Here is a 23,544-nt window from a genome sequence, read left to right as displayed (position 1 = left end):
AGCGCTCGGCTTTTCGGAAGTAGGCACTTTCCAGTAAGTACGCACCGCCAGGTAACCGCCCCGCAGGAGATCACCGCCATGCAGCTTCAATTCACCGCCCAGCACGTCGCCGAAGCCACCGATTACGAAGAGATCAAGGTAGGCTGCAGTATGGGCGGACTCCTCGAGGTGCTCACCCGCCCCTGGACCCTGCACATCCTCTGGCTCCTCAGCCGCAACGGCCCCATGCGCTTCGGAGCGCTCCGGCGGGCCGTAGAGGGCATCTCCGCCCGCCTCCTCACCGTCCGCCTACGCACGCTCGAAGAGCGCGGCTTCGTCGAGCGCAGCGTCCGCCCCACCAATCCCCCCGAGGTCACCTACATCCCCACCCCACGCCTCGCCGACATGAATCTCTTCATGGAGCAGCTCCATAAGCTCTCCGACAAATGGCAAGCTGAGGATGTCCTCAAACACACCAAGCCCCATGTCTCCTAAATGTGGCAGTTGCTTTTGCGCTCTCCGGCGCTTCCCCTTTCGGCGAAGTCTGTCGTGTGGAAAGAGCTTTCATTCCCCAAAGCTCATCATCGCCTGGGTGGTGCTCTGATCGAAGACGATATAGTGCGGAGTCCAGCAATCTGTCCGCTTTGTCGCCACATAAGTGCCACAAAGCTCACATTGCAGGTTGGGTCCGTCACATCCATCTAAGCCGCAGCAACCATTGAGGCGGCGACTGTCGTCCGTCAATTTCATGTGCTGTCCGTCGGCAATATTTGCGATATAGTTCCCCGCTCTATCGTCATGATCAAAGACCTTTTCCGCCAGCATCGAAGTTCCACAGTCGAGGAAGTTCTCCTCTACGGCTTCATTACGGGTATCGAACGGAACCATCTTCAGTTCCCCGGTCAGTCGCGTCGAGCAGCGTCGGCAGATCAGGTGCATGGCATCCTCCATCTACTTGAGTATCTCGCTAAAGATCGTTTCGAACAGCCTGCCAGATTCGGTTGTCATCTCACAAGACGATCTGCGGTTTCCGGCATCTTCTTCCTATCACCCTTGCCCCCACCCTTCCCCATCCCGCAAGATAAAGTTCCATGCTCAACCCGATCCGCGTCGCCCTCACCACCCTCCTCTTCCTCGCCCGGGTAGCCACCGCCCAGCTCTCCACCGGCAACCCCGCCACCAACCCCGTCCCCCGCACCGAGTCCTGGTGGGTCGCCCGCCACCACGACAAACTCACCGAAGCCCAGCTCGGCAACGTCGACCTCCTCTTCGTCGGCGACTCCATCACCCAGAACTACGAAAAGCCCGGCCCGGCTCCCAACGAGGTCTTCCTCCCAATCTGGCAAACCTACTTCGCTCCTCACCGCGCCATGAACCTCGGCTTCTCCGGCGATGAGACCGCTCACGTCCTCTGGCGCCTCCAGAACGGCGAAGTCCAAGGGCTCAACCCAAAGAACATCGTTCTCCTCATCGGCACCAACAACACCGGACGCGGCCAGACCGCTCCCCAGGTCACCGAAGGCATCATCGCCTGCGTCGAGGAGCTCCACCGCCTCATGCCCGCCGCGAAGATTCTCCTCCTCAACATCCTCCCCACCGCCATCACCGAGCTCAAGTCCAGCAAAGACGCCACCATCAACACCAACATCGACGCCCACTACGCTTCGTCCCCGTACGTGCGCACCCTGGACCTCGCCCACCTCTTCCTCAAGAACGGCGTAGTGGATCCCACCCTCTTCTACGACCCCGAGCTCCAGCCATCCAGGGCACCGCTCCACCCCAACACCGCGGGCCAGCGCCGCATGGCCGAAGCCGTCTCCCACGCCCTCTACCCAACTCCCTGACCGTTGCCACCGGGATTGCCTTCTCCCATTGCGTATGTTTTTGATAAGGCCTTCACCTTTGGTATGAGCGTGGGGCTTCAGCCGCACGCTCATACCAAGCAAACAATGGGCTTTAGCCCAGCGCCTTTCGATCACCCGCCGGGACAACCCCAATGGCACTCATAGCCCAGTCCCATATTTTCACCCCAACAAAACTCCCGTACCCCCTTTCCCGAGCACGGCTCCCCCGAACGCTTTACAATCACTCAAACGCCGCGCGACCCGCTTGCATCGTTGCCCGGCGCTGAACGTCTAATCTCAGGAGATTTATGCCGACTAAAACGAAAGACATTCTGAGCCCCGACGTTCGCAAGCTTCCCATGATGCCCATCCGCGACATGGTCATCTTCCCGCACATGATGACGCCCTTCGTCGTCGGTCGCGAATCCAGCGTCCGCGCCCTCGAAGAAGCGCTCACCGGCGATCGCCGCATCTTCCTCGCCACCCAGCACGACGCCTCCGTCGATGAGCCTTCCGCATCGGACATCTACGAAACCGGCACCATCGGCAACATCGTCCAGTCCGTCAAAATGCCCGACGGCAACATCAAGGTCCTCGTCGAAGGCGTCGAGCGCGCCCGAGCGACTGAAGTCAACGATCTCGACGGCTTCTTCGTCGCCACCCTCCAGACCGGGGCTCTCCAGCTTGAGCTCACCCCGCAGGTCGAAACCCTCGTCCAGCGCGTCCACACCCTCTACGAGCAGTACGCCAAGCTCCAGCAGTCCCTCAACCACGAGACAGCCAACGCTGACGCCCGCACCGACGAGCCCGCGAAGCTGGCCGACAAGATCGCCGCCTCCCTCCAGCTCTCCATCGACGAAAAGCAGAAGCTCCTCGACGTCTTCGACCCCGAAGCCCGCCTCAACATGGTGGCCGATGTCCTCGACGTAGCCATCGAAAAGCTCAACATGGACCGCACCATCCAGTCGCGCGTCAAGCGCCAGATGGAGAAGGCTCAGAAAGAGTACTACCTCAACGAAAAGATCAAGGCCATCCAGAAGGAGCTGGGCCGCGGCGAGAAGTCCGAGTTCGACGAACTCAAGAAAAAGATCGAGTCCGCCGGCATGCCCAAGGACGTCCTCGAAAAGTCCATGCAGGAGCTCAAAAAGCTCGAGGCCATGCCTCCCATGTCCGCCGAGTCCACCGTCTCCCGCAACTACCTCGACTGGCTCCTCGCCGTGCCATGGAAGAAGCGTTCCAAGGAGATTCGTTCCATCGAGCACGCCGAAGAGATCCTCAACCAGGATCACTACGGCCTCGAAAAAGTGAAGGAACGCATCCTCGAGTTCCTCGCCGTCCGCCAGCTCGTCAAGAACCCCAAGGGCTCCATCCTCTGCTTCGTCGGGCCACCGGGCGTCGGCAAGACCTCCCTCGGCATGTCCATCGCCAAGGCCACCGGACGCCGCTTCGTCCGCATGTCCCTCGGCGGCGTCCGCGACGAGGCCGAGATCCGCGGTCATCGCCGCACCTACATCGGCGCGCTCCCCGGCCAGGTCATCCAGTCCATGAAGAAGGCTGGCACCAAGAATCCCGTCTTCATGCTCGACGAGATCGACAAGATGGCCTCGGACTTCCGCGGCGACCCAGCCAGTGCCCTGCTCGAAGTCCTCGACCCCGAGCAGAACACCGCCTTCCAGGACCACTACCTCGACGTCGAATACGACCTCTCGCAGATCCTCTTCGTCGCCACCGCCAACGTCCTCCACACCATCCCCGGTCCCCTGCAGGACCGCATGGAGATCCTCCGCCTCCACGGCTACACCGAAGTCGAAAAGCTCGAGATCGCCAAGCAGTACCTCGTCAAGAAGCAGCGCGAAGGCACCGGACTCACCGAAGCCCAGATCATCTTCGAAGATGGAGCACTGAAGGGCATCATCCGTGGCTACACCCGCGAGGCCGGCGTCCGTAACCTCGAGCGCGAGATCGGCAACGTCTGCCGCAAGGTAGCCCGCCGCGTCGTCAAGAACGGCCCCGAGCATACCGAAACCATCACCGCCGAGAACCTCGAATCCATCCTCGGTGTAGCCAAGTTCCGCGACTCCGTCCTCAACGAAAAGTCAGAAATCGGCCTAGTCAACGGCCTCGCCTGGACCGAAGTCGGCGGCACCACCCTCCAGGTCGAAGTCCAGGTCCTCGATGGCAAGGGCAAGCTCACCATCACCGGCCAGCTCGGCGACGTCATGCAGGAATCTGCGCAGGCGGCTCTCTCCTACATCCGTTCCCGCGCACGCCACCTCGGCCTCGAGAAGGACTTCTACCGCCACCTCGACATTCACGTCCATGTTCCCGAAGGCGCCATCCCCAAGGACGGCCCCTCAGCCGGCATCACCCTTGCCACCGGCCTCGCCTCGGCGCTCACCAAGATTCCGGTGCGCCGCGACGTAGCCATGACCGGAGAGATCACCCTCCGCGGCAAGGTCCTGCCCATCGGTGGTCTCAAGGAGAAGCTCCTTGCCGCGCATCGCCTCGGCATCTTCGAAGCCATCCTTCCGGAAGAGAACCGCCGCGACTATGCCGATCTGCCCGAGCTCATCAAGTCCACCATGAAGCTCCACTTCGTCGAGGAGATGGATCAGGTCCTGCAGCTCGCCCTCGAAGGCAAGCTTCCCGAGCTGACGGAAGACATCCCTGAGGCCCTCGCCGCCGTCGTCCCCGTCCTTCCCGTCCCTCACCAACCCACCGCGCATCAGTAAAGGAAGTCCAGCGCAAATGAAAAGGCCGAACCCGCAAGGGTTCGGCCTTTTCATCGTCCAAATCGCTTCAGGCCCGGCGTCCAGAAACAAAGTGCATGATGATCGAGATCACCGCGAAGATCAGCAGCAGGTGGATGAACAAGCTGGAAACATGCATCAGCGTGAAGCCGCCCAACCACAAAACCACCAGAACCACCGCAAGAATAAGAAACATTGGAAGTCATCCTTTTCGTACTGAAATGTCACCGCATACCCCTTACTGAGAGGTCAAAACAGCTCCATCCGTTGCACCCTCTCTTGAAAACATCCACATTTCTCGTTCCATCCCAATCCCAAACGGAAAAATCCCACCTCTCCGTGCAGAGAGGTGGGATCGAGGACTACGGGAGCTGGCCCAGGGTTCCGGCAGAAGAAGCCGCAGCGATGGGTTGAATGGTTGGCGCGGCGAAGGACACAATCTCCGTCAGCTTGCCGGTGACCGAATTCGTGACCCACACATTCCCAGAGACATCGATGGCCGCACCGTTTACACCGCTGAACCCTGCGTTCTGAGCTCCCGCACTGCTTCCCGAGCCGCCCGTGTTCGAGGCGCCTCCCTGCGAAAGCCGCAGAACGCTATCGGGCAGCGTGCTCCCGGAACCGGCACAACCGACGCGGCAGTTTGGAATTACCACTTGGTTCGTACCGTCGATAGCGATGACCGTGGGCTTGAAGAGCCCCAACGAAGTATAGGGACTTCCACTGCCGTTGCTCCCGTTGAAGAACTCGATCTTGCTCAACGAGTTGGACGCTACGTTAGGCATCCATATCTCGTTCGACGAGTTGATCGCGATACCCTGCGGCTGGTTCAGCCCCGCCGGCGTGAAGTTATTTAAGAAGTCGCCGTTGGTATCGAACTGCAAAAGATTGTTTCCGCCGCTCCCGGCAAACCAGATGTTGCCGATGTTATCGACGGCAACCCCATACGTACCACCAATGTAATAGGGTCCGCCATTGATGACATTGCCGCCCGGGTTCAGCTCGACGATAGCTCCCGCAGCCGCTGCCGTGGCCCAGATCTCTCCGGAGTTATCGACCGCAATACCGTTGAACGTGTTCGTCCCATATGTTCCAGACGCAAACGTGACGGGAAAGCCCGACTGAACCGCTCCGGTGGCAAGCGACATCTTCGTCAATTGATCCAAGGTATGGGTACTACCCGCCACAGCCTGATTGAGGCTGTAAAGATACGAGCTGGCCGCGTCGATCGCCAGGCCTTTGGTGTTGTGAATTCCGGCATTCGAATACGAGTGGAGAAACGTGCCATCCGGTCCGTATTCGACGATTGAGTCTGTCGCCGTCGGGGTCACGCAGGACTGGCAGTTCGCCATCCAGAGGTTGCCGGAAGCGTCGATCACAACCGCGCTCGGTTGCGCCACCCCAATCGAGGGGGAATACGTGATACCAAGCGAAAAATCGTTTGGCGCAGCGCCCAGGGTGGGCTGAAACGGAGCCGTCGCCGCCGCATCGGAATACAGAGCCGCGGTCTGCGATCCAGGGAAAGCCGCAATATTGAGCGCGGCGCCCAGAACCGTCGTCGGTGTTCCCGAGGCTGTCGAGGTCTGCGAGAACAAAGTGCTGCACGCCGAGCTGGCGCTACCACCGGAGTTCACACACGGAGCGATGATGTTCGCCAGCGTGTTGAGTGTCGCTTGCGGTGCGACCGCATTACCGCCAGGTGTCACAGCCAGCGCCGCGCCTGTCGACGAGTTGACCAGGTTCGCGACCGTGGCGAAAGCTCGCTTCAAACCTGTGACATTGCTCGCCGGCGCACCCACATGCGTCCCATCGACCATGAACTGGTTCAACGCGAAGGCCATCGCCACCGTCGTCACTTCATTCATACTCGTAAACGTTGCCGAGTTGATGGTGGAGCACGAACCAAGCGCCGCCGTCAGCACACTCGCCGAGTTGTTCGGGCCTCCCTGAAGACCCGTCGGGTTCCCCCCCATAGCCAGCAGATACACCTGTGTAGACGGAGTTGGGCAGGTAGCCGTACCGGCATAGTTGAAACCACCGCTGCTGTTGGTGGTCACGTACGTCCCAATGGAATCGTTTGCCGTTCCAGGATCGCCCGAGTGGAGCAGCGATGTGGACGCACTCCCATAAGTGCCCGTCGTGTTGGCCGCCATCAGATACACATGCGCGCCTTGAATCGGCTGCTGACCACCATGCACCGATCCCGCGGGAATCGAAGTTTCGAGGCTGCTTGGCACAGCGGTCCCGGTGACACCCGCGCAGCCGGCAAGAAAAAGAGTCGATAGCGAACACAAGCCCAGAATCGCGTACTGAAGGGCGAACAGGAAATTAAATCGACGCATCGAAAACTCCGCAGAAATACAGAAGATGACGCAGCCATGAAGCATGCGTATGGGGGCCGGGGCTAATAGTATCAACGTTGTCTGGGTTCTGTCCCCGTGTTCGCGACATCTCCCCGAAAAGCCTCACTTCGCAAGACCAAAGTGGAACACGCGGAGGTTCAGAAAGACACTCCTCACAAAGAAAATGGGCCCCGGGGAAGCTTCCGGGGCCCATATCGAACAGAAGAGTGATCTAACAACCACCAGCGATCGAAGGAATCAGCATAACCTCATCCCCATCCTGGAACGCATAGCCATCGCCGCCCAGAAACCGGATGTCCTCATCGTTCACATACACGTTGATGAACTTCCGCAGCTTCCCGTCTTCATCCTTGATCTGCGTCCCGAGCGCCGGATAGCTGGCATCGATCTCGGTCAACAGTCCAGGCAAATTGGAAGCGCTCGAAGCGAAGTTCTTCGTACCATCCGTATGCCGCGTAAACGCGGTCGGCAACAAAACCTTAAAGCTCACGTACTCCTCCAGCCAAAGCAAGTTCTGGTTCTACTTCCGAAGCTCCTTCGAGCTCCTTCAAATACGCATCGAAATCAGCCATCCGCGGCCGAATCGCACGCCCAACCTCGTACCGGTCGGCAATCGCATCGGTCGTCTTCAGACCGTTGCCCGTGATGCAGATCACCGTCGTCTCATCCGGAGAGATCCTGCCATGCGCATACAGCCGGGCCGCAACCGCCGTGGTCACACCACCCGCCGTCTCCGTAAAGATGCCTTCCGTCTCCGCAAGCTCCTGAATCCCGCTCACAATCTCGACGTCCGAGACATCCTCGGCCCATCCGCCCGTCTCCAGAATCATCTTCGAAGCGATCGGCCCATCCGCTGGATTCCCGATCGCCAGCGACCGCGCAATCGTGTTCGGCTTCTGCGGAATCATCTCCGAATCCGTCTTCACCGCAACTGAAATCGGCGAGCACCCGGTAGCCTGCGCACCGAAGAACTTCACCGGCTTGTCTTCCACCAGCCCCAGGTACACAAGCTCCTTGAACGCCTTCCGGATCTTCCGGATCAGCGACCCGCCCGCCATCGGAACCACAACGTTATCCGGCAGCCGCCACCCAAGCTGCTCCGCAATCTCGAACCCAACCGTCTTCGAACCCTCCGCGTAGTACGGCCGCAGATTCACGTTCACCAGGCCCCAGTTGTACTCATCCGCGATCAGCGTGCACAGCCGGTTCACATGGTCGTAGTTCCCATCGATCCGGATCAACTGCGCGCCATACACCAGCGTATTCAGAATCTTTGCAGGCTCCAGATCCGCCGGCACCAGGATCGAAGCCTTGATCCCCAGCCGAGCCGCCTGCGCCGCCACCGAATTCGCCAGATTTCCCGTCGACGAGCACCCAACGGTCGTAAAACCAAACTTCTGCGCATTCGCCAGCGCCACCGAAACCACGCGATCCTTGAACGAAAGCGTCGGGAAGCACACCGCGTCGTTCTTCACATACAGGTTGTTCGCGCCAATCCGCTTGCCCAGACGATTCGCCTTCACCAGCGGCGTAAAGCCCACCGGCAGATCCGGCTGGAACCCATCCGGAATCGGCAAAAGCCGCTTGTACCGCCAGATATTCGCCGGTCCCGCCGCAATCGACTCCCGCGTAAACTCACCGCGCGCCGCATCCAGGTCGTACACAATCTCGAGCGGAGCAAAGCAATCCGGGCAACCGGAGATGGCGCGATTGCCAAAACGCTTGCCGCACTCATTGCACTTCAACTCATACGCCGAACACGAATACTCCATCAGCTCTCCCGATGCAGCGAGGGATCTCTGGACGTGCTCTCAATTGGAAGAAGGGGGGAGAAAACGGGGGGTTGCAGCTCATACGGAACTGCGTGCTCCGAATCTCATGTTCCCCGTACCTTGTCACCAAGGCTTCCAGGAGAGAGTTGACACCGGTACTAACAATCTGTCCGGTTGTCGTGGCGTCTCAGGGCTCGTCCCTCAACCACTCTGCATGAAATTCAAATCTGCCGAAGCAGACTGGAATACATCGTTTGTAGCACACCTTCAACCGCCACCGCAAATCCAGCCACGCCTGTCGCGTTGCGGGTGCTCCCACTGTCGGCCGGCCGCTGGCCTGTCCTTGCCGTTGTTCCTTTGGCTGTCATCCACCAAGGGGATCTGCTTCTGTCATTGCTTCTGCATTTAAGGCAAGTCCCGTCCTTAGACCCAACGATCCAACCCACCAACAACACGCGCTTCAGCCCTCGGGTAGAGCGTTCTTCTCTCGCCCATCAGTGGTTACCCCCACGCACCGGATCTCTTCCACCACCAGGAAGTCCTCCCCGGCAAAGCACCACAGCAACCTGCCGCGAGGCCTTACGCCCCCAGAATGTCCTTCACCCCATCCACAAACGCCTTCGGGTCGAACTCACTCCGCACGATCTCATCCGGGCAATCCGTCAAAATCGCCACCCGCCAGTTGCACACGAACGCCACCGTCTGCTCATGCTTCGCCGTCTTGATCTCCGAGCAGAGCCGCTCCGCCTCCGCGACCCCATCCTCTTCCACATCGATCAGCACCAGCTCGTACGTCTTCGCAAAGAACATCGACAACCCGTCCCCAGCCTCCAGCGTCGAGTCCACCTCAAACCCCGACATCCGCAGAATCTGGTCACGCAGCGGCCTCAGCATCTCCCGCCTGCAGATATGCAGAATCGACTTCTTGATCGAGCTTCCATTCGCTTCCGTGCCAACTGACAAAAGTGTCCTCGCTTCCAGACCGTCTAACCATTGGACACACATCCTCGCCAATCGACGCGTTTTCGTCGCCAAACCGCGGAGGAGCGCCACTTGGAGTCTAACGAACCGCTACCCAAGCGGTCTATCGGCATCTCCGCCACGCCGCAATGGCGCTAAACGACGCAGCTCCACCCAGAGCTCATGACGCGAGAGTTTTGCAAAAAATACCGGCCACGAAACTCAAAGTAGATTCTCCCCAGCCTCGGCCGCCGCCGCCCGTAAGAACTCCCCCATCACCCTCACCCGTTCTTCCATCATGCTCCGCGTGGAAGCCAGCCGCACCTCCGCCGGCAGGGTCGAAAGCGCTTTCTGCAAGCTCCTGGCAGCGTCGGTGAACGTATGAAACCGCGTGTCCTTCCCTACCTTGCAGACGGTCCTCAGAATCCCCACCGCACCCAACTGCTCCAGAATGTCCGCGTCCCGCAGAATCACCCCTTCCAGCGTCTGCGGATCGCCCGTCGGCTGATGCGTCGCAATCGCCTGCACCACACCCGCAATCTTCTCCTCGGGAAACCCCATCCCCCCAAGAATCCCCGGCGTCTTCTCCACCGCATAGGCGGTGTTGTCCCAGGCCGCCAGAGCCACCGGATCCTCCGGACGATGACCCACGAACACCCCCAGGTCATGCAGCCAGCAGGCCGCGAACACGACATCGTCGTCGTATTCCAATCCCTTGCCTATCTCCAGAGTCAAAGCATAAAGACGAGGCTGGTGACCGAACTTCTCAACCGGCTGAGCCTCCCGCCGGATGTATTCCACCACACCTTCGCGCCAACTCCCCATAGCCCCACCTTCAAAGCGCAGACCATACCCGTCGCGGAACCAACCCCAGGCCCGTCGACATCAATAGACGGCGAAAGACCGGACTGCATCAGGACACGGCTTTCGATCCGGACTGGTTACAGAAGGGCATCGCTGCTGCATCCGCGGCGCAGGAAACGGCCCAAAAAACTAACGCAACTGATCCGCAAGATCCCGATTGCTTCCCGGTTCCAGCGGCATCGCCGGCTGAATCCCCACCAGCAGATCTTCCTTCCGCATCACCAGCGTCGTCGCGTTCAGCGAAGCCAGCTCAAACCCATGCCCATGCGTAATCGCATCGGTCGGGCAAGCCTCAACGCAGTAGCCGCAGAAGATGCAGCGGTTGTAGTCGATGTTGTAGACCTTCGCGTACCGCTCCGCCGAAGAGATCCGTACTTCCTCGGTATTCTCGGCAGCCTCGATATAAATGCAGTTCGAAGGGCAGGCCGCCGCACACAGAAAGCAGGCAACACACTTCTCCAGCCCGTTATCGTCCCTCTGCAACTGGTGCTTTCCGCGGAACCGCTCCTGAAACTTCGCGCCGCGCATCGGCCCTTTGCCGTCAGGATAGTTTTCAACTTCCGTCGGCTGAAACATCTGCCCAAACGTAATGGACATTCCCTTGGCAATGGCGGCTACATCGCGAATCTTGGACATACCTTCGAGTATACAAGGGACCACACACAGAAAAAGTATCGTCATTCTGAGCGAAGCGAAGAATCCCCGTATTTTGTGTCCGCGCCGAAATCATAAGCCGCTCGAAGCGTGTCTCTCTTCCTTCAAGCCCTCCAAAATCATCAAAACCCGCGATACCATCAATCCCATGAAGACCCTCCGCCTCACTCTTCTATCCGCTCTCCTCCTCGCCCCGCTCGCTCAGGCGCAAATGGACCACGCCTCCAGGCCCAAGGGCACTCCCTCCACCACGCTCACGGTCACCGCCGCCGGCAAGACCACCACCTACTCCCCCGCCGACCTCGCCGCGCTCCCCCAGAAGACCGTCAAGGTCGCGAACGCCCACACTCACACCGACCAGACCTACACCGGCCCCCTCCTTACCGATCTCCTCGCCAAATCCGGCGCAGACACCGGCAAGCCGCTCCTCCGCACCTACATCAAGGCCCTTGGCACCGACAAATACTGGGTCCTCTACTCCGGAATCGAGATCGACCCCGCATCCCACCTCGGCGACACCATCGTAGCCCTCACCCTCGACGGCCAGCCCCTCACCGAAAACGGAGCCTTCCAGCTCGTCTCCTCGGACGACAAAAAGCCCCAGCGCTGGGTCCGCAACCTCACCGCCCTCACCGTCGTCCTTCCCGAATGACTCTCAACAAAATCTCGCAAAACCAGTTCATTCCGGTTCTATAATCGTCTTCTCCACCGGCATCAAAGTCCTCCGGCGCGAAAGGTGATCCAATGTCACCCGCACGAACAGCACGAGGCCGACACCTGGCAGCCAGGTTCTTCCACCTGTCGCTCCTCGCCTTGATGCTCGCCTTCGGACTCCACGCCCGCCTCAGCCAGTACCTGCCCGAAGCCGCCTTCCACCCCACCCCGCTCGCCCTTTACGATCAGGACGCACAAAGCAGCAAGCTTCTCTGCGCCTCGCTCAGCCACGGCCTCCGCCGCCCCATGGCACCCGCTCTGCTTAACATCGAGCGCCCGCCCCAGCTTCCCCCCAGAATCATCCCTGCCCGCCGGAATCGCCAGCTCGGCAGATCCATACTCCCCGCCCTCCCCTTCTACTCCGCTCCTCTCTTCTTCCGTCCCCCTCCCTACCTCCTCGCCTGACGCACCTACGGGAACCACACACCCTGCCTCTCATCGAGCAGGGCGATCCGTCACGCAGCCATCACCGCGTCCTGAGGAGGACCCATCATGAACATCCTGTTTTTCTTAGTCGGTATCTGCGCCACCTTCGGCCTTATCGCTCTCATCATCGGCATCCGGCACGAAAACGAGGAGCAGCGTCGCTCCCGTAACCACACCCGTCTGCTCTGCTCCTTCAGCAGCATCCTCGCTCTTGCAATCCTCTGCCCGCACGCCCTCGCCCAGCAGGTCGTCCACGCCATGGGCGGAACCGTCACCGCCATCGACGCCAAAGCCCTCACCCTCACCATCCAGTCGGACCAGGGCTACACTACCCGCTTCCAGGCACTGCCCAAGGCCAACGCCATGCTCGACAAGCAGATCGTTGCCCTCAGCTCACCCGCCGACCAGCTCGCCAAGGTCGGCGACCACGTCGTCGTCCTCTACATCGGCGACAACACCGTACTCTCTGCCCTGGCGATCGAAAATCTCGGCCCAGCCCCCACCGCCCAGCACGACGGCACCGTCGCAGGCTTCGATCGCCATAGCCACGGCGTCACCCTCAAAGGAGAACCCAACGCCCTCACCCTCTCCGAAAAGACCGTCGTCGACACCCCCGACGGCGTCACCACCGGCCTCAAGTACAAACCCAGCAAAGGCGACCACATCCAGATCAAGTCCGCCCAGGGAGCCCAGGAAGCCCTCTTCCTCTCCGTAGCCACCTAGCCCCGACAGGCCGGCACGCCAGTCCATGGCGCGCCGGCCCACCCCTCCCATGGGTCTATCATCTCCTCATCACCACCGGAGCCCACCATCACCATCCAGGAACAGTTCGGCCAGATCGACATCTACCTCTTCGACCAGATCCTCCGCGGCAACATCACCCCGGCCATGCGCATCCTCGACGCCGGATGCGGCTACGGACGCAACCTCGTCTACCTCCTCCGCGAAGGTGCCGACATCCACGCCCTCGATCAGAACCCCGAGGCCGTCACCCACGTCCGCGAGCTTGCCCTGTCCTTACGCTGCCCCCTCCCGGCAGCCAACTTCGCCGTCGCTCCCATTGAGGCGATGCCCTTCCCCAACGACTTCGCGGACGCAGTCCTCTGCAACTCCGTCCTGCACTTCGCCCGCGACGAGGACCACTTCCGCGCCATGCTCGCCGAGCTCTGGCGCACCCTCGCGCCCGGCGGCCTCCTCTTCATCCGCCTCGGCTCCCGCATCGGTATGGACTTCGAGCGCGTCGGCCCCAACATCTTCCGCACCGGCGACGGCTCCGACTGGTTCCTCGTCGACGAAGACATGCTCCTCGACCTCACCGAAGAGCTCAACGCCATTCAGGTCGACCCCCTCAAAACCACCGTCGTCCAGGACTACCGCTGCATGACCACATGGGTCCTACGCAAACGCCCCACCAACCCAGAAGGAGCCGCATAGCCTAAAGCCAACAGCCAAGCAGCAAAAAAGTTCGCTTACGAACCGAACCGGGGATACCAACCCTGATCCGCGATAAGGCCGATCCACACCTGGTCGAGTCTCCCCACCCTGCCTGTCTAAGCAATCGAGCCCCTACCAAGACTCATCCTCCCTGAACAAAAGCCCGCCCACAGTCACCAAGACGACCTGTCTGATTCCCTATTCGATTCGCCATCAATCCAGGAACATGCCTCAAGGGAAGAGCGTTTCCCGGGAGTGATCTACGGAACTGCGTATAGCCTGCGATGATTGAGAATGCAGTCGTGCTTGCGGCATCAGATCTTTTGGCAAGCCTTCGCATCGTCGGTTACCGACTGCGAAAAGTTACTCATCGCACATGAGGAAGGCGCATGGGGGGGGTAGTGACGCGCCAGACGAAATGCGGAAATTAGCACCAGATTATTTATGGAGGACCTTTGAATCTTCAACTATTTCGCGCGTCCGTCGACCAAACGCCATCGGGCATGCATGCGATTATGCATCTTCCAGCAGACTTATATGCCTATGTCGGTCTAGACTTCCAGGGGCCTTATCAGCAGACCAAGGTGATCGAGGCCCTTTCGGTGCGTCTTCGAAACGCCTTTACCAGCGGACAAGGAGAAGTTCGAGACATTTGCCGGAAGCTACAAACAGATCTCATTCGAGAACATGTTCTAGAAGAAACTCCTCTTGATCCCTACTTCAAGATCTTGAGTCAAATCAAAGACGCTGTCCGAGCACCTGAACGGTCGTCGACGGCGGTCGAAGGGGATTGGCGGCTCGCAATTCAGAGCGCACAGGACCTCATCGAGATCAACAATCACGGAGAGATCGACCATCGATTGATTTACAAGAGAGAGTTTGCTGTAGCGGACGCAGCAAAATTGCTCCGAGAGCAAGGCTACGAAATTCAACTCGAGCCGGGAATCTTGGCTTTAAATTGGCGCGCGGAGCGGTCCTTAATTCGCAAAATCGAGAAACTCATTACCCAACTGGGCGCTGTTGAAGTCATTGCCAAGATTTTTGAGGAACTCGCGCCGCTCTACGATCCGCAAATGGGTCGCTATCATTTGGTGCTGCCTATGTCCGGTCTGGGGGGAGGGCCTCCGCAAGTTCCATGGGGGTATTTCCTTCAACTCGCTGTGAAGCACGTCAACGAAAAGTTTCCCGACGGCAGACGTGACTTCCAGACGCATTGGCCGCTGCTCCTTAGCCTCCTAACAGCCTATGCCGCTGTCGTTGACGTGCAACCCTACTATCCACCTGCGCTCACAAACTTCGATGCCGCGAGCCTTTTGAAATTCTTTCGCGAGCAGGCCGTATACGACTCGATGTTTCGTTTTTTGCAGTTGAGGTCTTCGGATATTTTGAAGCTTAGTCGAGGGGCTTTGAGCTTCCTCGAGTTTGAGGCCTCGACGCCCTTCGGTTGGACACTCGACGAAGCATTTATGTTGATTGACTACCTTATTGATCCTGTTCGCGACAGAAGGGGGCCGCTTGTCGTGACAGAAAGCGAGTTGAGTAACGCGTTATCGAACATTCCGCAGGAACACCTCACCACGATCTTGCGGGATGTCTTGGCCCACCCAATGGAGGGGCCAAATCAGCGATTCTCTCATCCGCTGGACGCCCCTACGCCCGATGACAAACTGAAAGGGGCTGATTTCTATCTGAGGCCTCTCATTCCATTGGGGAACGGTCGCTACCTGATTGCCGAAAGAGCGGTTTGCGGTTGGGGATACATCGAAGCCCTATTTTCCGCTCTGCGACCTAACCATAAACAGTTCGATGACAAGGTCGGAGTAGCTATCGAAGGATTTATCAAGGCGGAATTCGAGTTCCACGGCGTGCCGACGATGAGCGGCGATTATGATCTGCAAGGCGAGCATGGCGAGTGCGATCTAGTCCTTGACACTCCCGACATTTTGATTCTCATGGAGATGAAGAAAAAGGCTCTTACGCGTCGCGCGCGCGCAGGTGTTGACGTTGACCTTCTCCTAGATCTTGCGGGGAGTTTGTTGGCCGCGCTTGCCCAAGCCGGTTGGCACGAGCTTCGCATAAAGTCGGCTGGCTCGTTAGAACTAGCCAGCGAAGGCTCCTCTCAGACGCTACCTCTTGACGGCCGAAAGATAGAAAAGATCGCGGTAGGCATGACGGACTTCGGAAGCTTTCAAGACCGATCCATGCTCGCGAAGTTTCTGGAATCGACACTAAATGCCAACTTCGGTGCGCGCGAGTCCATTTATGACAAGAAATTCCAGTCCATCAATAGTTCCCTTCAGGAGATTCGAGACCAGTACACCTCGAATCATCAGGGAGAAACGGAAGTCCATCAGCCTTTTTTTAATTGCTGGTTTATGAGCATTCCTCAAATCCTCGCCATGCTCGATGGTGTGGCAGACGCAGATGGCTTCAAGAAGACTCTGTGGAATTGCAGGCATCTGACGACCGGAACCTCTGATCTTTATTTCGAGATATCGAAGATGAGACGATTAGGCTTAAGTGCCTAGGACTCCACCGTCACACCAGGTCGGCAGCTGATTATCATCAGCCTATCGATATCGCTAATCATCGAAATCTGAGAAGTGATCGCGATGTGAGTATATAGACGCATTAGTAACGATATGTCGGCTTGTCGGAACTTGGTCACCACTGGCGGGAACGGCGTTTATGGATACTTATGCGGCTGATAATGAGTAAATCGATGTCAATGAGTGCATTAGCCCGTTATCCCTAACTAAACTTTCGCTGCTCGAAAGGTACGTGCCCGGCCTTACTAACTGAGATAGCGCCATGCCGGGATAAGGACAGCAATTTCTGCGGCCAGCAGTATTGGCATGGCATAACGATAGACGACGTGTATGCTGCGCTCCTTCCAGAGATCGCGGGCGACGCCAATGGCGATGAGGAGGTCCGTGCCAGCGTAGAAGAAGTGTCCTGGCAGGTAACTTCCAGGGAAGCGTGCGAAGGCCGCATTTGTGAGCATGGCCGTGCCGATGAGCAGCAGCCGCCGGTGATAGGCGGGACGTTTCCGCCAAAGGATGGCTAGGGAGACCGGGATGCCGAAGCCCGCCATACTCAGTACGCCGACCATTTCGAGGGCAAATGGCGCGGGCTGATGGAAGGTGGCCCAAAGTCCCATGATGACGACCAGTACAGCGTCAGCAGCGCCAAACCATCCAAGCAGCCGGTGCAGACGGATGTGGCGCAACCGGATCAAGGCGGCTTGCGCGACCATAAAGAGCATCCAGGCGTAGAAGACCGCGCCGTGGATGCTGAGCAGCATGATGTCCCGAACCGGGCGCTGAGTATGCAGCAGACCGGGGCCAAGAGTGTTACTGAACCCATAGGTGACGAGCGCCAGCATCATGACCGACATGGCGAGATAGAATCTGCGCGGTGTCGTTGCTGTGGCCTTCGGTGCGTTCGTAGTCATGGCTATCGTCAGGGCGTAAACTCAGGCGTCTTTGCAGGTGATTGTAATGCTAGGCCAACAGCAATGCGTATACTGGCCAAATAATCGTGCAAGCCCGAACTGCCGCATTCATCTTTATTCCCATAGGCTGACCCTGGAAGGAGTAGTGATCATCATGACCATTGACCCGCGTCGGTCGGGAATCTTCTGTTGGCGAGGCTGCAAGTTCGCCCTTATTTTGTGCCTATCGCTGCTTGCGCCGTGTGGCCTAGTCGCAGAGAGCATGATCTCGGGGACTTTGAAGGTCGATGGGGCAAGCCGAACCTATTTGCTCCATCGACCGACTGGTACTCAGAGCGGCAAAGCTCTTCCGCTGGTGCTTGTATTTCATGGCGCGGGCGTGACCCCGGGACTGATGGCAGATGTGACCCAGTTGAATCAGTGGGCGGATAGGACAGGTTTCATCGTGGCCTACCCTGAGGGGCTTGAGCAACACTGGAACACAGGCCAAACAGCGGCGGGCGGGCCCAACGATGTTGCGTTTATCACGGCATTGATCGCCAACATTGAGAGCACCTACGTGATCGATACCCATCGAGTGATGGCGGCAGGCATATCCAATGGGGCCGAGTTCGCACAGGAACTGGGATGTAGCAGAGACCTTCGATTCAGCGCCATTCTGGCGGTGTCTGGAACACTGCAAGAGGAGGCAGTGAAGCATTGCGTTCCAAATCATCCCGTCCGGATGATCGAGATGCACGGCACCGATGATCCGATCGTCCCCTACCTCGGTGGCCACGTGGCCGCACCTGGGAGCCCCGTTCTAATATCGGTAGCGGACGATCTGCTGCTGTGGGCGCGCATCGACGGCTGCTCTGCTGAGCCGCACACTGAGCCACTGCCGGACCGTGTAGAAGACGGTATGCACGTCGAGCGGATGAGCTTCCAAGGCTGTGCAGCGGGCGGCGAGGTGACCCACTATCGCATCGTTGGCGGTGGTCATACATGGCCTGGAAGTGCTCCCGAACCAAAGTTCCTTGGTCGCACAACCCAGCAAATCTCCGCCAGCGAACTTGTAGCCCAACTTGTCTTAGCTTCTAGGAAGAATTAGCTGAGGGTTGGTCTGATCAGAGAAACGGGGGTAACCCTGCTGGCGTGGACATTCATGGCGTCGTTGGCTCGAAGGGCTGCGGAGCCGACCTCGATACAGAGTCCTACCCAAACGGATCTCCCCAATTCAGGAGCGATAATCGAACCAATCGCCCGACGACCCGGCAATTCTCACCACAAAAACACCACAGTCTGTCCACGTTTCCCATGCTTTGGACCACGTTTTACCGCACCTAAAACTACAGGTAAACCCCGAAGAAAACCCTATCTAACCCGAAGAAAACCCTAAAACTCACCATAAAACCCCACAAATGCCGAAGATCGTTTCTTTTCAAAGACTTGCCTGTTAACCAATGCGTTAACTCAACTCTGGTACTGGTCCAACCAATAGCTCCAGCGCGCCCCGCTCTTTGAGCTGACCGGCGACGTACTGACCAAGCTCGATTGGGTCCGCGGAGTGGCTCGCCTCGGTCTCAACCTGAATCATCGTATCTCCGTCCGGAGCGACGACTTGCGCGTACATCTTGAAGCCCTCGCTGGTCGGCTCGCAGTACGCGCCTACTGGAAGCGAGCATCCGCCACCCAGCACATCCAGCACTGCCCTCTCCGCCTCAACCGAAAACCGCGTGTGCGGATGGTTGAAAAACCCAATCGATTGAGCAATATACTGCGTCCGCTCGTTCTCGACAGCCAGCATCTCGAGCGCCAGAGCTCCCTGCCCCGGAGCCGGACAAACCTCCGTCGGATCGAACCGCTGGTGGACCCACTCGGCCCTCTTCAACCGATCCAGACCGGCCGCCGCCAGCACCAGCGCATCGCACTTCCCCTCCGCCAGCTTCTTCAGGCGGGTGTCGATGTTGCCTCGGATTTCTGCGAACTGCAGGTCGGGCCGAAGGGCCAGAAGCTGTGCCCGCCGCCGCGGACTGGTCGTACCAACCGTGGCATTGTCGGGCAGAGTGTGCAGCGCCCAGTACTGCTCGCAGACAAACACATCCCGAGCATCCCCCCGCTTGGGAATCGCCGCGATTTTGAACTGGGGAGCCAATGTCGTCGGCAGATCTTTCAGAGAATGCACCGCCAGGTCGATCCGGCCCTCTTCGAGGGCTTCCTCGATCTCCTTGATAAAGATGCCTTTCCCGTCAACGCCCGCAGGCACGACGAAGCCCGGCTGCTGCATACGGTCGCCGGTGGTGCGGATGATCTCGATCTCGGTCTGGTAGCCTGCGTCGCGGAGCGCGTACGAAATGTGGTTCGCCTGCCAAAGCGCCAGTTGCGAGCCCCTGGAACCGATGCGAATGGGTGTTTGTTTCATAACCTACAGAATACGGCACGGCCGCGGTCACCGTGCTTGGTCTTGCCAAGGGTCATGAAATTGAGGCACAATCTCGCCGCACAGGACAGACCAATTTTCTCGTCGGGACCGACTCCTGCACGTCCGCCATTCCGAGGTAAGCCGCCTTGAATCAGAAACTTATTATCTTATTTGCCGTTTCGGTCTTTAGCCTTCACATAGCTTCCGCACAAATCAAGGGGGCGGGAGTTGTCCAGCCACCTCGTCCGGAGGAGCCAGGTCTCCTCTTCTATCTCTCGGGCGACAAAGGCGCAACGGCGGACTATGCCGCCAACGGCAAACCGGCCCCCAACTTCCTCGAAGATGTGAAGGTGCTTCCAAATGGCGGAGCGAAGGGAGGCTATCTCCAGTGCGGAAATGACCAACTGCTCAGTTATTGGGCGCCCGGCAATATCTACGCGCAGCGAGGCACGCTCAGCTTCTTCTGGCGCTCTCGCGATGCCGTGGGAAGTACTGAATTTCCGGTCTTTCGCGTGGGATATGGCGACCACTCCAGTTGGGACACGGTGTGGCTGCGCATGGACTACAACGGCCATGGCTTCGATGCGTTTGTCACCGACATCAACCTGCATCGCACGCGCGTTTCGTACACGATGAAGCCGTTTCCGAAGCCGGACGAGTGGGTGCATCTTGCCCTGAGCTGGGATGAGAAGACGGGCATCCGGTTCTACGTGGATGGCAAGATGGTCGCGCAGAAGGCTGCGACGGGCATGTTCGATGCAACGCTCGATCAGTTCGGTCCGCACTCGCGACTGATCGGACCAACGGGCGTCGAGGCTTCGTATAACTACGATCGCGGCGGCGATCTCGATGAGCTTCGCATCTACGACCGCGCGCTGAGCGACGACAACATCGCCACACTGGCCAAGGGCGATGCGCCCTCGAAGGTACCGCAGATTGCCAATGGATTCGCGGATGCGGCGACTCAGAAGGACTGGTGGTTTCGTTATGGATGGAATCGCACGAACGATCTTCCCGAGGCGATTCATTCTTCTTCGACCGTCGTGCGCAAGGTCGAGATTCACGATGTGTACGACCTTGGCCGCTGGTGGTGGCGCGCGACCGATGGCATCCGCGAGACCACGTGGCCCGGGGTGTATAACCGCTCGCGGCTCGAAGGGCGGTTCGATTATTTCCAGCTTCCGGACTGGGATACATATGCGCTCTCCGGCAAGGACGTGACCTTCAACATGCCCAACGAGGCGTGGAATCACATCGAGATCGAAGGCGGAGCATGGGGCAAGATGGCTCTGCTTGGCCGCGACATCGACACCGCGAAGAATACGGATGCGATGCTGTTCGAAAGGCCCAAAGGACAGGAGCGTACGTTCTATAGCGCGCCCAAGCCCATCGTCGGCGAGAAGCTGCGCTTCACAAACGTGGAACAAGAGGAGCCCATTGGGGAGCTGGGCGCGTATTACGTCCATGCGGGCCGTGAGCCGAGCGGCATCGATGTGTTGAGGTACAAGCTGACCGGCTCCATCGTGCCCGATAATCCTTCGTTGCAGGAGACCGTGAACTGGGTCAACGGCCGCTTCCCTGCAGATGAGCGTATGACGATGGTGGCCATGCCGGCGGGCGCTCCGGGCAGGAAGAGAACGAAGCCGCAGAGCGGTCTGCCCATCGTTCAAATCATGATTCCGGCCGACTTCCGCGATATGCCTCCGGAGACCGGCAAAGGCTACACCTACACGTGGGATAACATGCCGGGCGGCCTCGATGGCATTGCGATCGACCTGCCTGCGTTGCACCTGAAGCCCACGCATGGCGAGTACATTCCGATGAACATCCAGGTGAAGGACCCGCTGTGGCCCATGCGCGACATGATGGACTTCAGCTTCTCGGTGAAGCCCGGAGAACCGCATACCCTATGGCTCGACACGCGCGACCGCATCCTGCCCAACGATAAGAGTCTGTATCTCACTTTGGCCTCAGCATCGCCGGAGTTCGGGCCCGATGCGCTGGAGGGTGCGGAGATCCGGCTGATCTTCAAACCCAGGAAAGACGCGCTTCCGGAGCATGTCGCCGACCGCTTCACGCAGGTGCGCGACAACTACTCCAACATGGTTGAGGAGAATGTCACCTCGAAGCGCCTGAACCAGTTCAACCGCTACTATGCCGACATTACCGATCTTCTGCGCGTCGACCCCGATCACAAAGAGGGCTTGAACTACTGGCACGAGATGAACAAGGAGCAGGCTCGTCCGCCGTTCCTGATGCCTACAGCTCCTCCGGGCACGCCAACGTGGGCGTATCTGCAGACGATGGATCTCGGCCTGTTGAAGAAGCAGGTGAACTGGTGGATCGACAACCGTCAGATCGCGGATGGCGAGTTCGGCGGCGGGTTGTCGGACGACAGCGACTACATGAACTGGTGGGTGGGCACGGCGATGATGGGCGTCGATCCGGAGAAGCTGCGTGTGTCGCAGTCGCGCGTGCTGGAGGCCAGCTACGTGAACGGCATGTGGAGCAACGGCCTTGCGGCGGCGCAGTACGATGAACTGCATGCGTATGAAGACGGCATCAACCTGCTGGGGCAGGCGATGCAGTTGAACTTTGGCAGCCCGCGCGAGATCGAGCGCGCGATGAAGACGGCCAAGCGGCTGGAGTGGCTAACGGGCGTCAACAAGGCCGGCAATCGGCTGATCAAGTCGAGTTACTACTCGGGGGACAAGATGTCGACCGAGGGCGTGTGGGGATGGTCGAAGGCGAACTCGTTCTTCGTCGTGCATCCGGCGTTGTCGCTGGTGCTGTTCAACGGCATGCCGGAGACGAAGAAGATGATGCTGGAGATGGCGGACGGCCTGCTCGCGCATCGCAAGCTGGAGAAGAACGGGAAATACTCCATCCGCACGACGATCAACTGGGAGACGGACGAGGACAAGCCCGGCAAGGGGCCGGGACCGTGGTTCATCTTCTGGTCGGCGTACCGGTGGACGGGCGACAAGAAGTATCTTCAACCCTTCGAGGATGAGGGCGCAAACTCTCTGCGGCTGATCAACTCGAACGCGCTCGATATGCTTCAGGTGCGCGATACGTGGGGCAAGGAGATAGTCGCTGAGCTACCCTCGGCCACGCTGGTGCAGCAGGAGCCCACGGAGCATCTGGCGTGGCAGGAGACGGGCGACACGGGCTACCTGAACACGTTGTATGGCTCGCAGATCCAGACAGCGACCGAGAAGGCGTTCATGAACACTGAGGGCAGCCTGTGGATCGACCGCATCTACTTCAACCATGCGGAGTTGCAAAGGGCGCGGCTTGGCGGCGTGGCGCTGCTGCGCAATAACCTGTATCCGGGAAATGCGGTGAGCTGGACGTTCGACGCACCCGCGAATGAACAGAGCGTGGGCATCCTGATTCCGAACGCGACCCCCGACCACATGACGATTACCGCGTACAACCTGGACCAGACGACGGTGACGGCGCGGATGACGGGCTGGGAGGTCGATCCGGGGCAGTGGGAGATCACGCAGGACGGCAAGACGCGCACCGAGACGTTTGAGCGCAGCAAGGCGCTGGCGTTCACGTTTGCGCCGCACCAGACGAGCACGATCGAGATGAAGATGGTCAGCAAGGGCGTGCCGTACTGGTCGCGTCCCGATCTCGGCATCGATCCGGAGGATGTGAAGGTCGCGGGCGGAACGATGAAGGTGACGGTGCATTCGCTTGGTTCGGTGGATGCCCCGGCGGCTACGCTGGTGCTGCGGGACAGGACTGGCAAGGAGCTGGCGCGGGCTGCAATTCCGGCGATCAAGGCTCCTACCGACCTGCTTCCGAAGACGGCGGTGGTGTCGCTTCCCTACGCGAAGGGCGGCAGCGTAACGATCGAAATGAAGGGCGATTTGCCGGAGATTACGGAGCTGAATAACCGGGTCGGACTGGACTAGAGG

At 59.2% G+C, this 23,544-nt stretch carries 20 protein-coding genes and 1 riboswitch; of the genes, 10 read left to right on the top strand and 10 right to left on the bottom strand.

Annotated elements, in window-relative coordinates:
* Nucleotides 1-78 precede the first annotated feature (78 nt).
* Nucleotides 79-474: a winged helix-turn-helix transcriptional regulator gene (locus BM400_RS10620; protein WP_217644103.1), complete on the top strand. Its 396-nt coding sequence runs from the start codon at nt 79-81 to the stop codon at nt 472-474.
* Between the two features lie 69 nt (nt 475-543).
* Here the strand turns inward: BM400_RS10620 and BM400_RS10615 are convergent, their stop codons facing one another.
* Complete coding sequence (locus BM400_RS10615) at nt 544-930, bottom strand: hypothetical protein (protein WP_089839140.1); 387 nt, start codon at nt 928-930, stop codon at nt 544-546.
* Nucleotides 931-1,070: 140 nt separating this feature from the next.
* Between BM400_RS10615 and BM400_RS10610 the strand changes: the two genes are divergently transcribed.
* The gene (locus BM400_RS10610; RefSeq protein WP_089839139.1) at nt 1,071-1,823 is read left to right on the top strand and encodes a GDSL-type esterase/lipase family protein; all 753 of its coding nucleotides are present in this window, start codon (nt 1,071-1,073) and stop codon (nt 1,821-1,823) included.
* 308 nt (nt 1,824-2,131) lie between these two features.
* The gene (gene lon, locus BM400_RS10605) at nt 2,132-4,555 is read left to right on the top strand and encodes an endopeptidase La (protein ID WP_089839138.1); all 2,424 of its coding nucleotides are present in this window, start codon (nt 2,132-2,134) and stop codon (nt 4,553-4,555) included.
* Between the two features lie 67 nt (nt 4,556-4,622).
* On the opposite strand, the gene BM400_RS21655 is transcribed toward lon, so the two are convergent.
* From BM400_RS21655 to nuoI, 7 genes are all read right to left on the bottom strand, one after another.
* Nucleotides 4,623-4,769: a lmo0937 family membrane protein gene (locus BM400_RS21655; RefSeq protein WP_141223880.1), complete on the bottom strand. Its 147-nt coding sequence runs from the start codon at nt 4,767-4,769 to the stop codon at nt 4,623-4,625.
* A gap of 166 nt (nt 4,770-4,935) precedes the next feature.
* The gene (locus BM400_RS10600; RefSeq protein ID WP_141223879.1) at nt 4,936-6,915 is read right to left on the bottom strand and encodes an NHL repeat-containing protein; all 1,980 of its coding nucleotides are present in this window, start codon (nt 6,913-6,915) and stop codon (nt 4,936-4,938) included.
* A gap of 232 nt (nt 6,916-7,147) precedes the next feature.
* Nucleotides 7,148-7,426 (bottom strand): MoaD/ThiS family protein, encoded by a 279-nt coding sequence (locus BM400_RS10595; RefSeq protein WP_089839136.1) that lies wholly within the window; start codon nt 7,424-7,426, stop codon nt 7,148-7,150.
* Nucleotides 7,416-8,708 carry a threonine synthase gene (gene thrC / locus BM400_RS10590; protein ID WP_089839135.1) on the bottom strand — a complete coding sequence of 431 codons (1,293 nt, stop codon included), beginning with the start codon at nt 8,706-8,708 and terminating at the stop codon, nt 7,416-7,418. Before thrC ends, BM400_RS10595 begins: the two co-directional genes overlap by 11 nt.
* A 101-nt stretch (nt 8,709-8,809) precedes the next feature.
* Nucleotides 8,810-8,929: riboswitch (SAM riboswitch) on the bottom strand.
* Between the two features lie 358 nt (nt 8,930-9,287).
* Nucleotides 9,288-9,671 (bottom strand): response regulator transcription factor, encoded by a 384-nt coding sequence (locus tag BM400_RS10585; protein ID WP_089839134.1) that lies wholly within the window; start codon nt 9,669-9,671, stop codon nt 9,288-9,290.
* 219 nt (nt 9,672-9,890) lie between these two features.
* Entirely contained in the window at nt 9,891-10,493 is a 603-nt protein-coding gene (locus BM400_RS10580; protein ID WP_089839133.1) for an HD domain-containing protein, read from the bottom strand.
* A 168-nt stretch (nt 10,494-10,661) separates the two neighbouring features.
* Nucleotides 10,662-11,168 carry an NADH-quinone oxidoreductase subunit NuoI gene (gene nuoI, locus BM400_RS10575; RefSeq protein WP_089839131.1) on the bottom strand — a complete coding sequence of 169 codons (507 nt, stop codon included), beginning with the start codon at nt 11,166-11,168 and terminating at the stop codon, nt 10,662-10,664.
* Between the two features lie 166 nt (nt 11,169-11,334).
* Between nuoI and BM400_RS10570 the strand changes: the two genes are divergently transcribed.
* The 5 genes from BM400_RS10570 (at nt 11,335) to BM400_RS10550 (ending at nt 16,288) form a co-directional block, all read left to right on the top strand.
* On the top strand, nt 11,335-11,838 hold the full coding sequence (locus tag BM400_RS10570; RefSeq protein ID WP_141223878.1) for a molybdopterin-binding protein: 504 nt from the start codon (nt 11,335-11,337) through the stop codon (nt 11,836-11,838).
* A gap of 92 nt (nt 11,839-11,930) precedes the next feature.
* The gene (locus BM400_RS21650; protein ID WP_141223877.1) at nt 11,931-12,305 is read left to right on the top strand and encodes a hypothetical protein; all 375 of its coding nucleotides are present in this window, start codon (nt 11,931-11,933) and stop codon (nt 12,303-12,305) included.
* A gap of 87 nt (nt 12,306-12,392) precedes the next feature.
* Entirely contained in the window at nt 12,393-13,049 is a 657-nt protein-coding gene (locus tag BM400_RS10560) for a hypothetical protein (RefSeq protein ID WP_089839125.1), read from the top strand.
* A 165-nt stretch (nt 13,050-13,214) separates the two neighbouring features.
* Entirely contained in the window at nt 13,215-13,760 is a 546-nt protein-coding gene (locus BM400_RS10555) for a class I SAM-dependent methyltransferase (RefSeq protein WP_089839123.1), read from the top strand.
* Nucleotides 13,761-14,215: 455 nt separating this feature from the next.
* Complete coding sequence (locus BM400_RS10550; RefSeq protein WP_089839121.1) at nt 14,216-16,288, top strand: hypothetical protein; 2,073 nt, start codon at nt 14,216-14,218, stop codon at nt 16,286-16,288.
* A 266-nt stretch (nt 16,289-16,554) separates the two neighbouring features.
* Here BM400_RS10550 and BM400_RS10545 read toward each other — a convergent pair whose 3' ends face one another.
* A complete protein-coding gene (locus tag BM400_RS10545) occupies nt 16,555-17,214 on the bottom strand; it encodes a hypothetical protein (protein WP_089839120.1) in 660 nt (219 codons plus the stop codon).
* A 154-nt stretch (nt 17,215-17,368) separates the two neighbouring features.
* Here BM400_RS10545 and BM400_RS10540 point away from each other — a divergent pair, with 154 nt between their 5' ends.
* Nucleotides 17,369-18,304 (top strand): CE1 family esterase, encoded by a 936-nt coding sequence (locus tag BM400_RS10540; protein ID WP_175528972.1) that lies wholly within the window; start codon nt 17,369-17,371, stop codon nt 18,302-18,304.
* A 357-nt stretch (nt 18,305-18,661) separates the two neighbouring features.
* Here the strand turns inward: BM400_RS10540 and hemC are convergent, their stop codons facing one another.
* The gene (gene hemC, locus BM400_RS10535) at nt 18,662-19,615 is read right to left on the bottom strand and encodes a hydroxymethylbilane synthase (RefSeq protein ID WP_089839116.1); all 954 of its coding nucleotides are present in this window, start codon (nt 19,613-19,615) and stop codon (nt 18,662-18,664) included.
* Nucleotides 19,616-19,761: 146 nt separating this feature from the next.
* Here hemC and BM400_RS10530 point away from each other — a divergent pair, with 146 nt between their 5' ends.
* Nucleotides 19,762-23,541: a LamG domain-containing protein gene (locus BM400_RS10530; RefSeq protein ID WP_245781811.1), complete on the top strand. Its 3,780-nt coding sequence runs from the start codon at nt 19,762-19,764 to the stop codon at nt 23,539-23,541.
* Nucleotides 23,542-23,544: the final 3 nt, after the last annotated feature.

Origin of the sequence: Granulicella pectinivorans, assembly GCF_900114625.1 — a bacterium.
In the GTDB taxonomy this organism is placed as follows: Bacteria; Acidobacteriota; Terriglobia; order Terriglobales; family Acidobacteriaceae; genus Edaphobacter; species Edaphobacter pectinivorans.
The sequence above is the reverse complement of the archived record's forward strand: the minus strand, read 5'-3'. Positions and strand labels throughout refer to the sequence as shown.

Excerpts from the sequence above, each read along its gene's own strand:
- BM400_RS10545 (WP_089839120.1), bottom strand. The coding sequence starts at position 17,214 with ATGACTACGAACGCACCGAAGGCCACAGCAACGACACCGCGCAGATTC.
- BM400_RS10555 (WP_089839123.1), top strand. The coding sequence starts at position 13,215 with ATGCGCATCCTCGACGCCGGATGCGGCTACGGACGCAACCTCGTCTAC.
- lon (WP_089839138.1), top strand. The coding sequence starts at position 2,132 with ATGCCGACTAAAACGAAAGACATTCTGAGCCCCGACGTTCGCAAGCTT.
- BM400_RS21655 (WP_141223880.1), bottom strand. The coding sequence starts at position 4,769 with ATGTTTCTTATTCTTGCGGTGGTTCTGGTGGTTTTGTGGTTGGGCGGC.
- BM400_RS10580 (WP_089839133.1), bottom strand. The coding sequence starts at position 10,493 with ATGGGGAGTTGGCGCGAAGGTGTGGTGGAATACATCCGGCGGGAGGCT.
- thrC (WP_089839135.1), bottom strand. The coding sequence starts at position 8,708 with ATGGAGTATTCGTGTTCGGCGTATGAGTTGAAGTGCAATGAGTGCGGC.
- BM400_RS10615 (WP_089839140.1), bottom strand. The coding sequence starts at position 930 with ATGGAGGATGCCATGCACCTGATCTGCCGACGCTGCTCGACGCGACTG.
- BM400_RS10620 (WP_217644103.1), top strand. The coding sequence starts at position 79 with ATGCAGCTTCAATTCACCGCCCAGCACGTCGCCGAAGCCACCGATTAC.
- hemC (WP_089839116.1), bottom strand. The coding sequence starts at position 19,615 with ATGAAACAAACACCCATTCGCATCGGTTCCAGGGGCTCGCAACTGGCG.
- BM400_RS21650 (WP_141223877.1), top strand. The coding sequence starts at position 11,931 with ATGTCACCCGCACGAACAGCACGAGGCCGACACCTGGCAGCCAGGTTC.
- BM400_RS10560 (WP_089839125.1), top strand. The coding sequence starts at position 12,393 with ATGAACATCCTGTTTTTCTTAGTCGGTATCTGCGCCACCTTCGGCCTT.
- BM400_RS10570 (WP_141223878.1), top strand. The coding sequence starts at position 11,335 with ATGAAGACCCTCCGCCTCACTCTTCTATCCGCTCTCCTCCTCGCCCCG.
- BM400_RS10600 (WP_141223879.1), bottom strand. The coding sequence starts at position 6,915 with ATGCGTCGATTTAATTTCCTGTTCGCCCTTCAGTACGCGATTCTGGGC.
- nuoI (WP_089839131.1), bottom strand. The coding sequence starts at position 11,168 with ATGTCCAAGATTCGCGATGTAGCCGCCATTGCCAAGGGAATGTCCATT.
- BM400_RS10610 (WP_089839139.1), top strand. The coding sequence starts at position 1,071 with ATGCTCAACCCGATCCGCGTCGCCCTCACCACCCTCCTCTTCCTCGCC.
- BM400_RS10540 (WP_175528972.1), top strand. The coding sequence starts at position 17,369 with ATGACCATTGACCCGCGTCGGTCGGGAATCTTCTGTTGGCGAGGCTGC.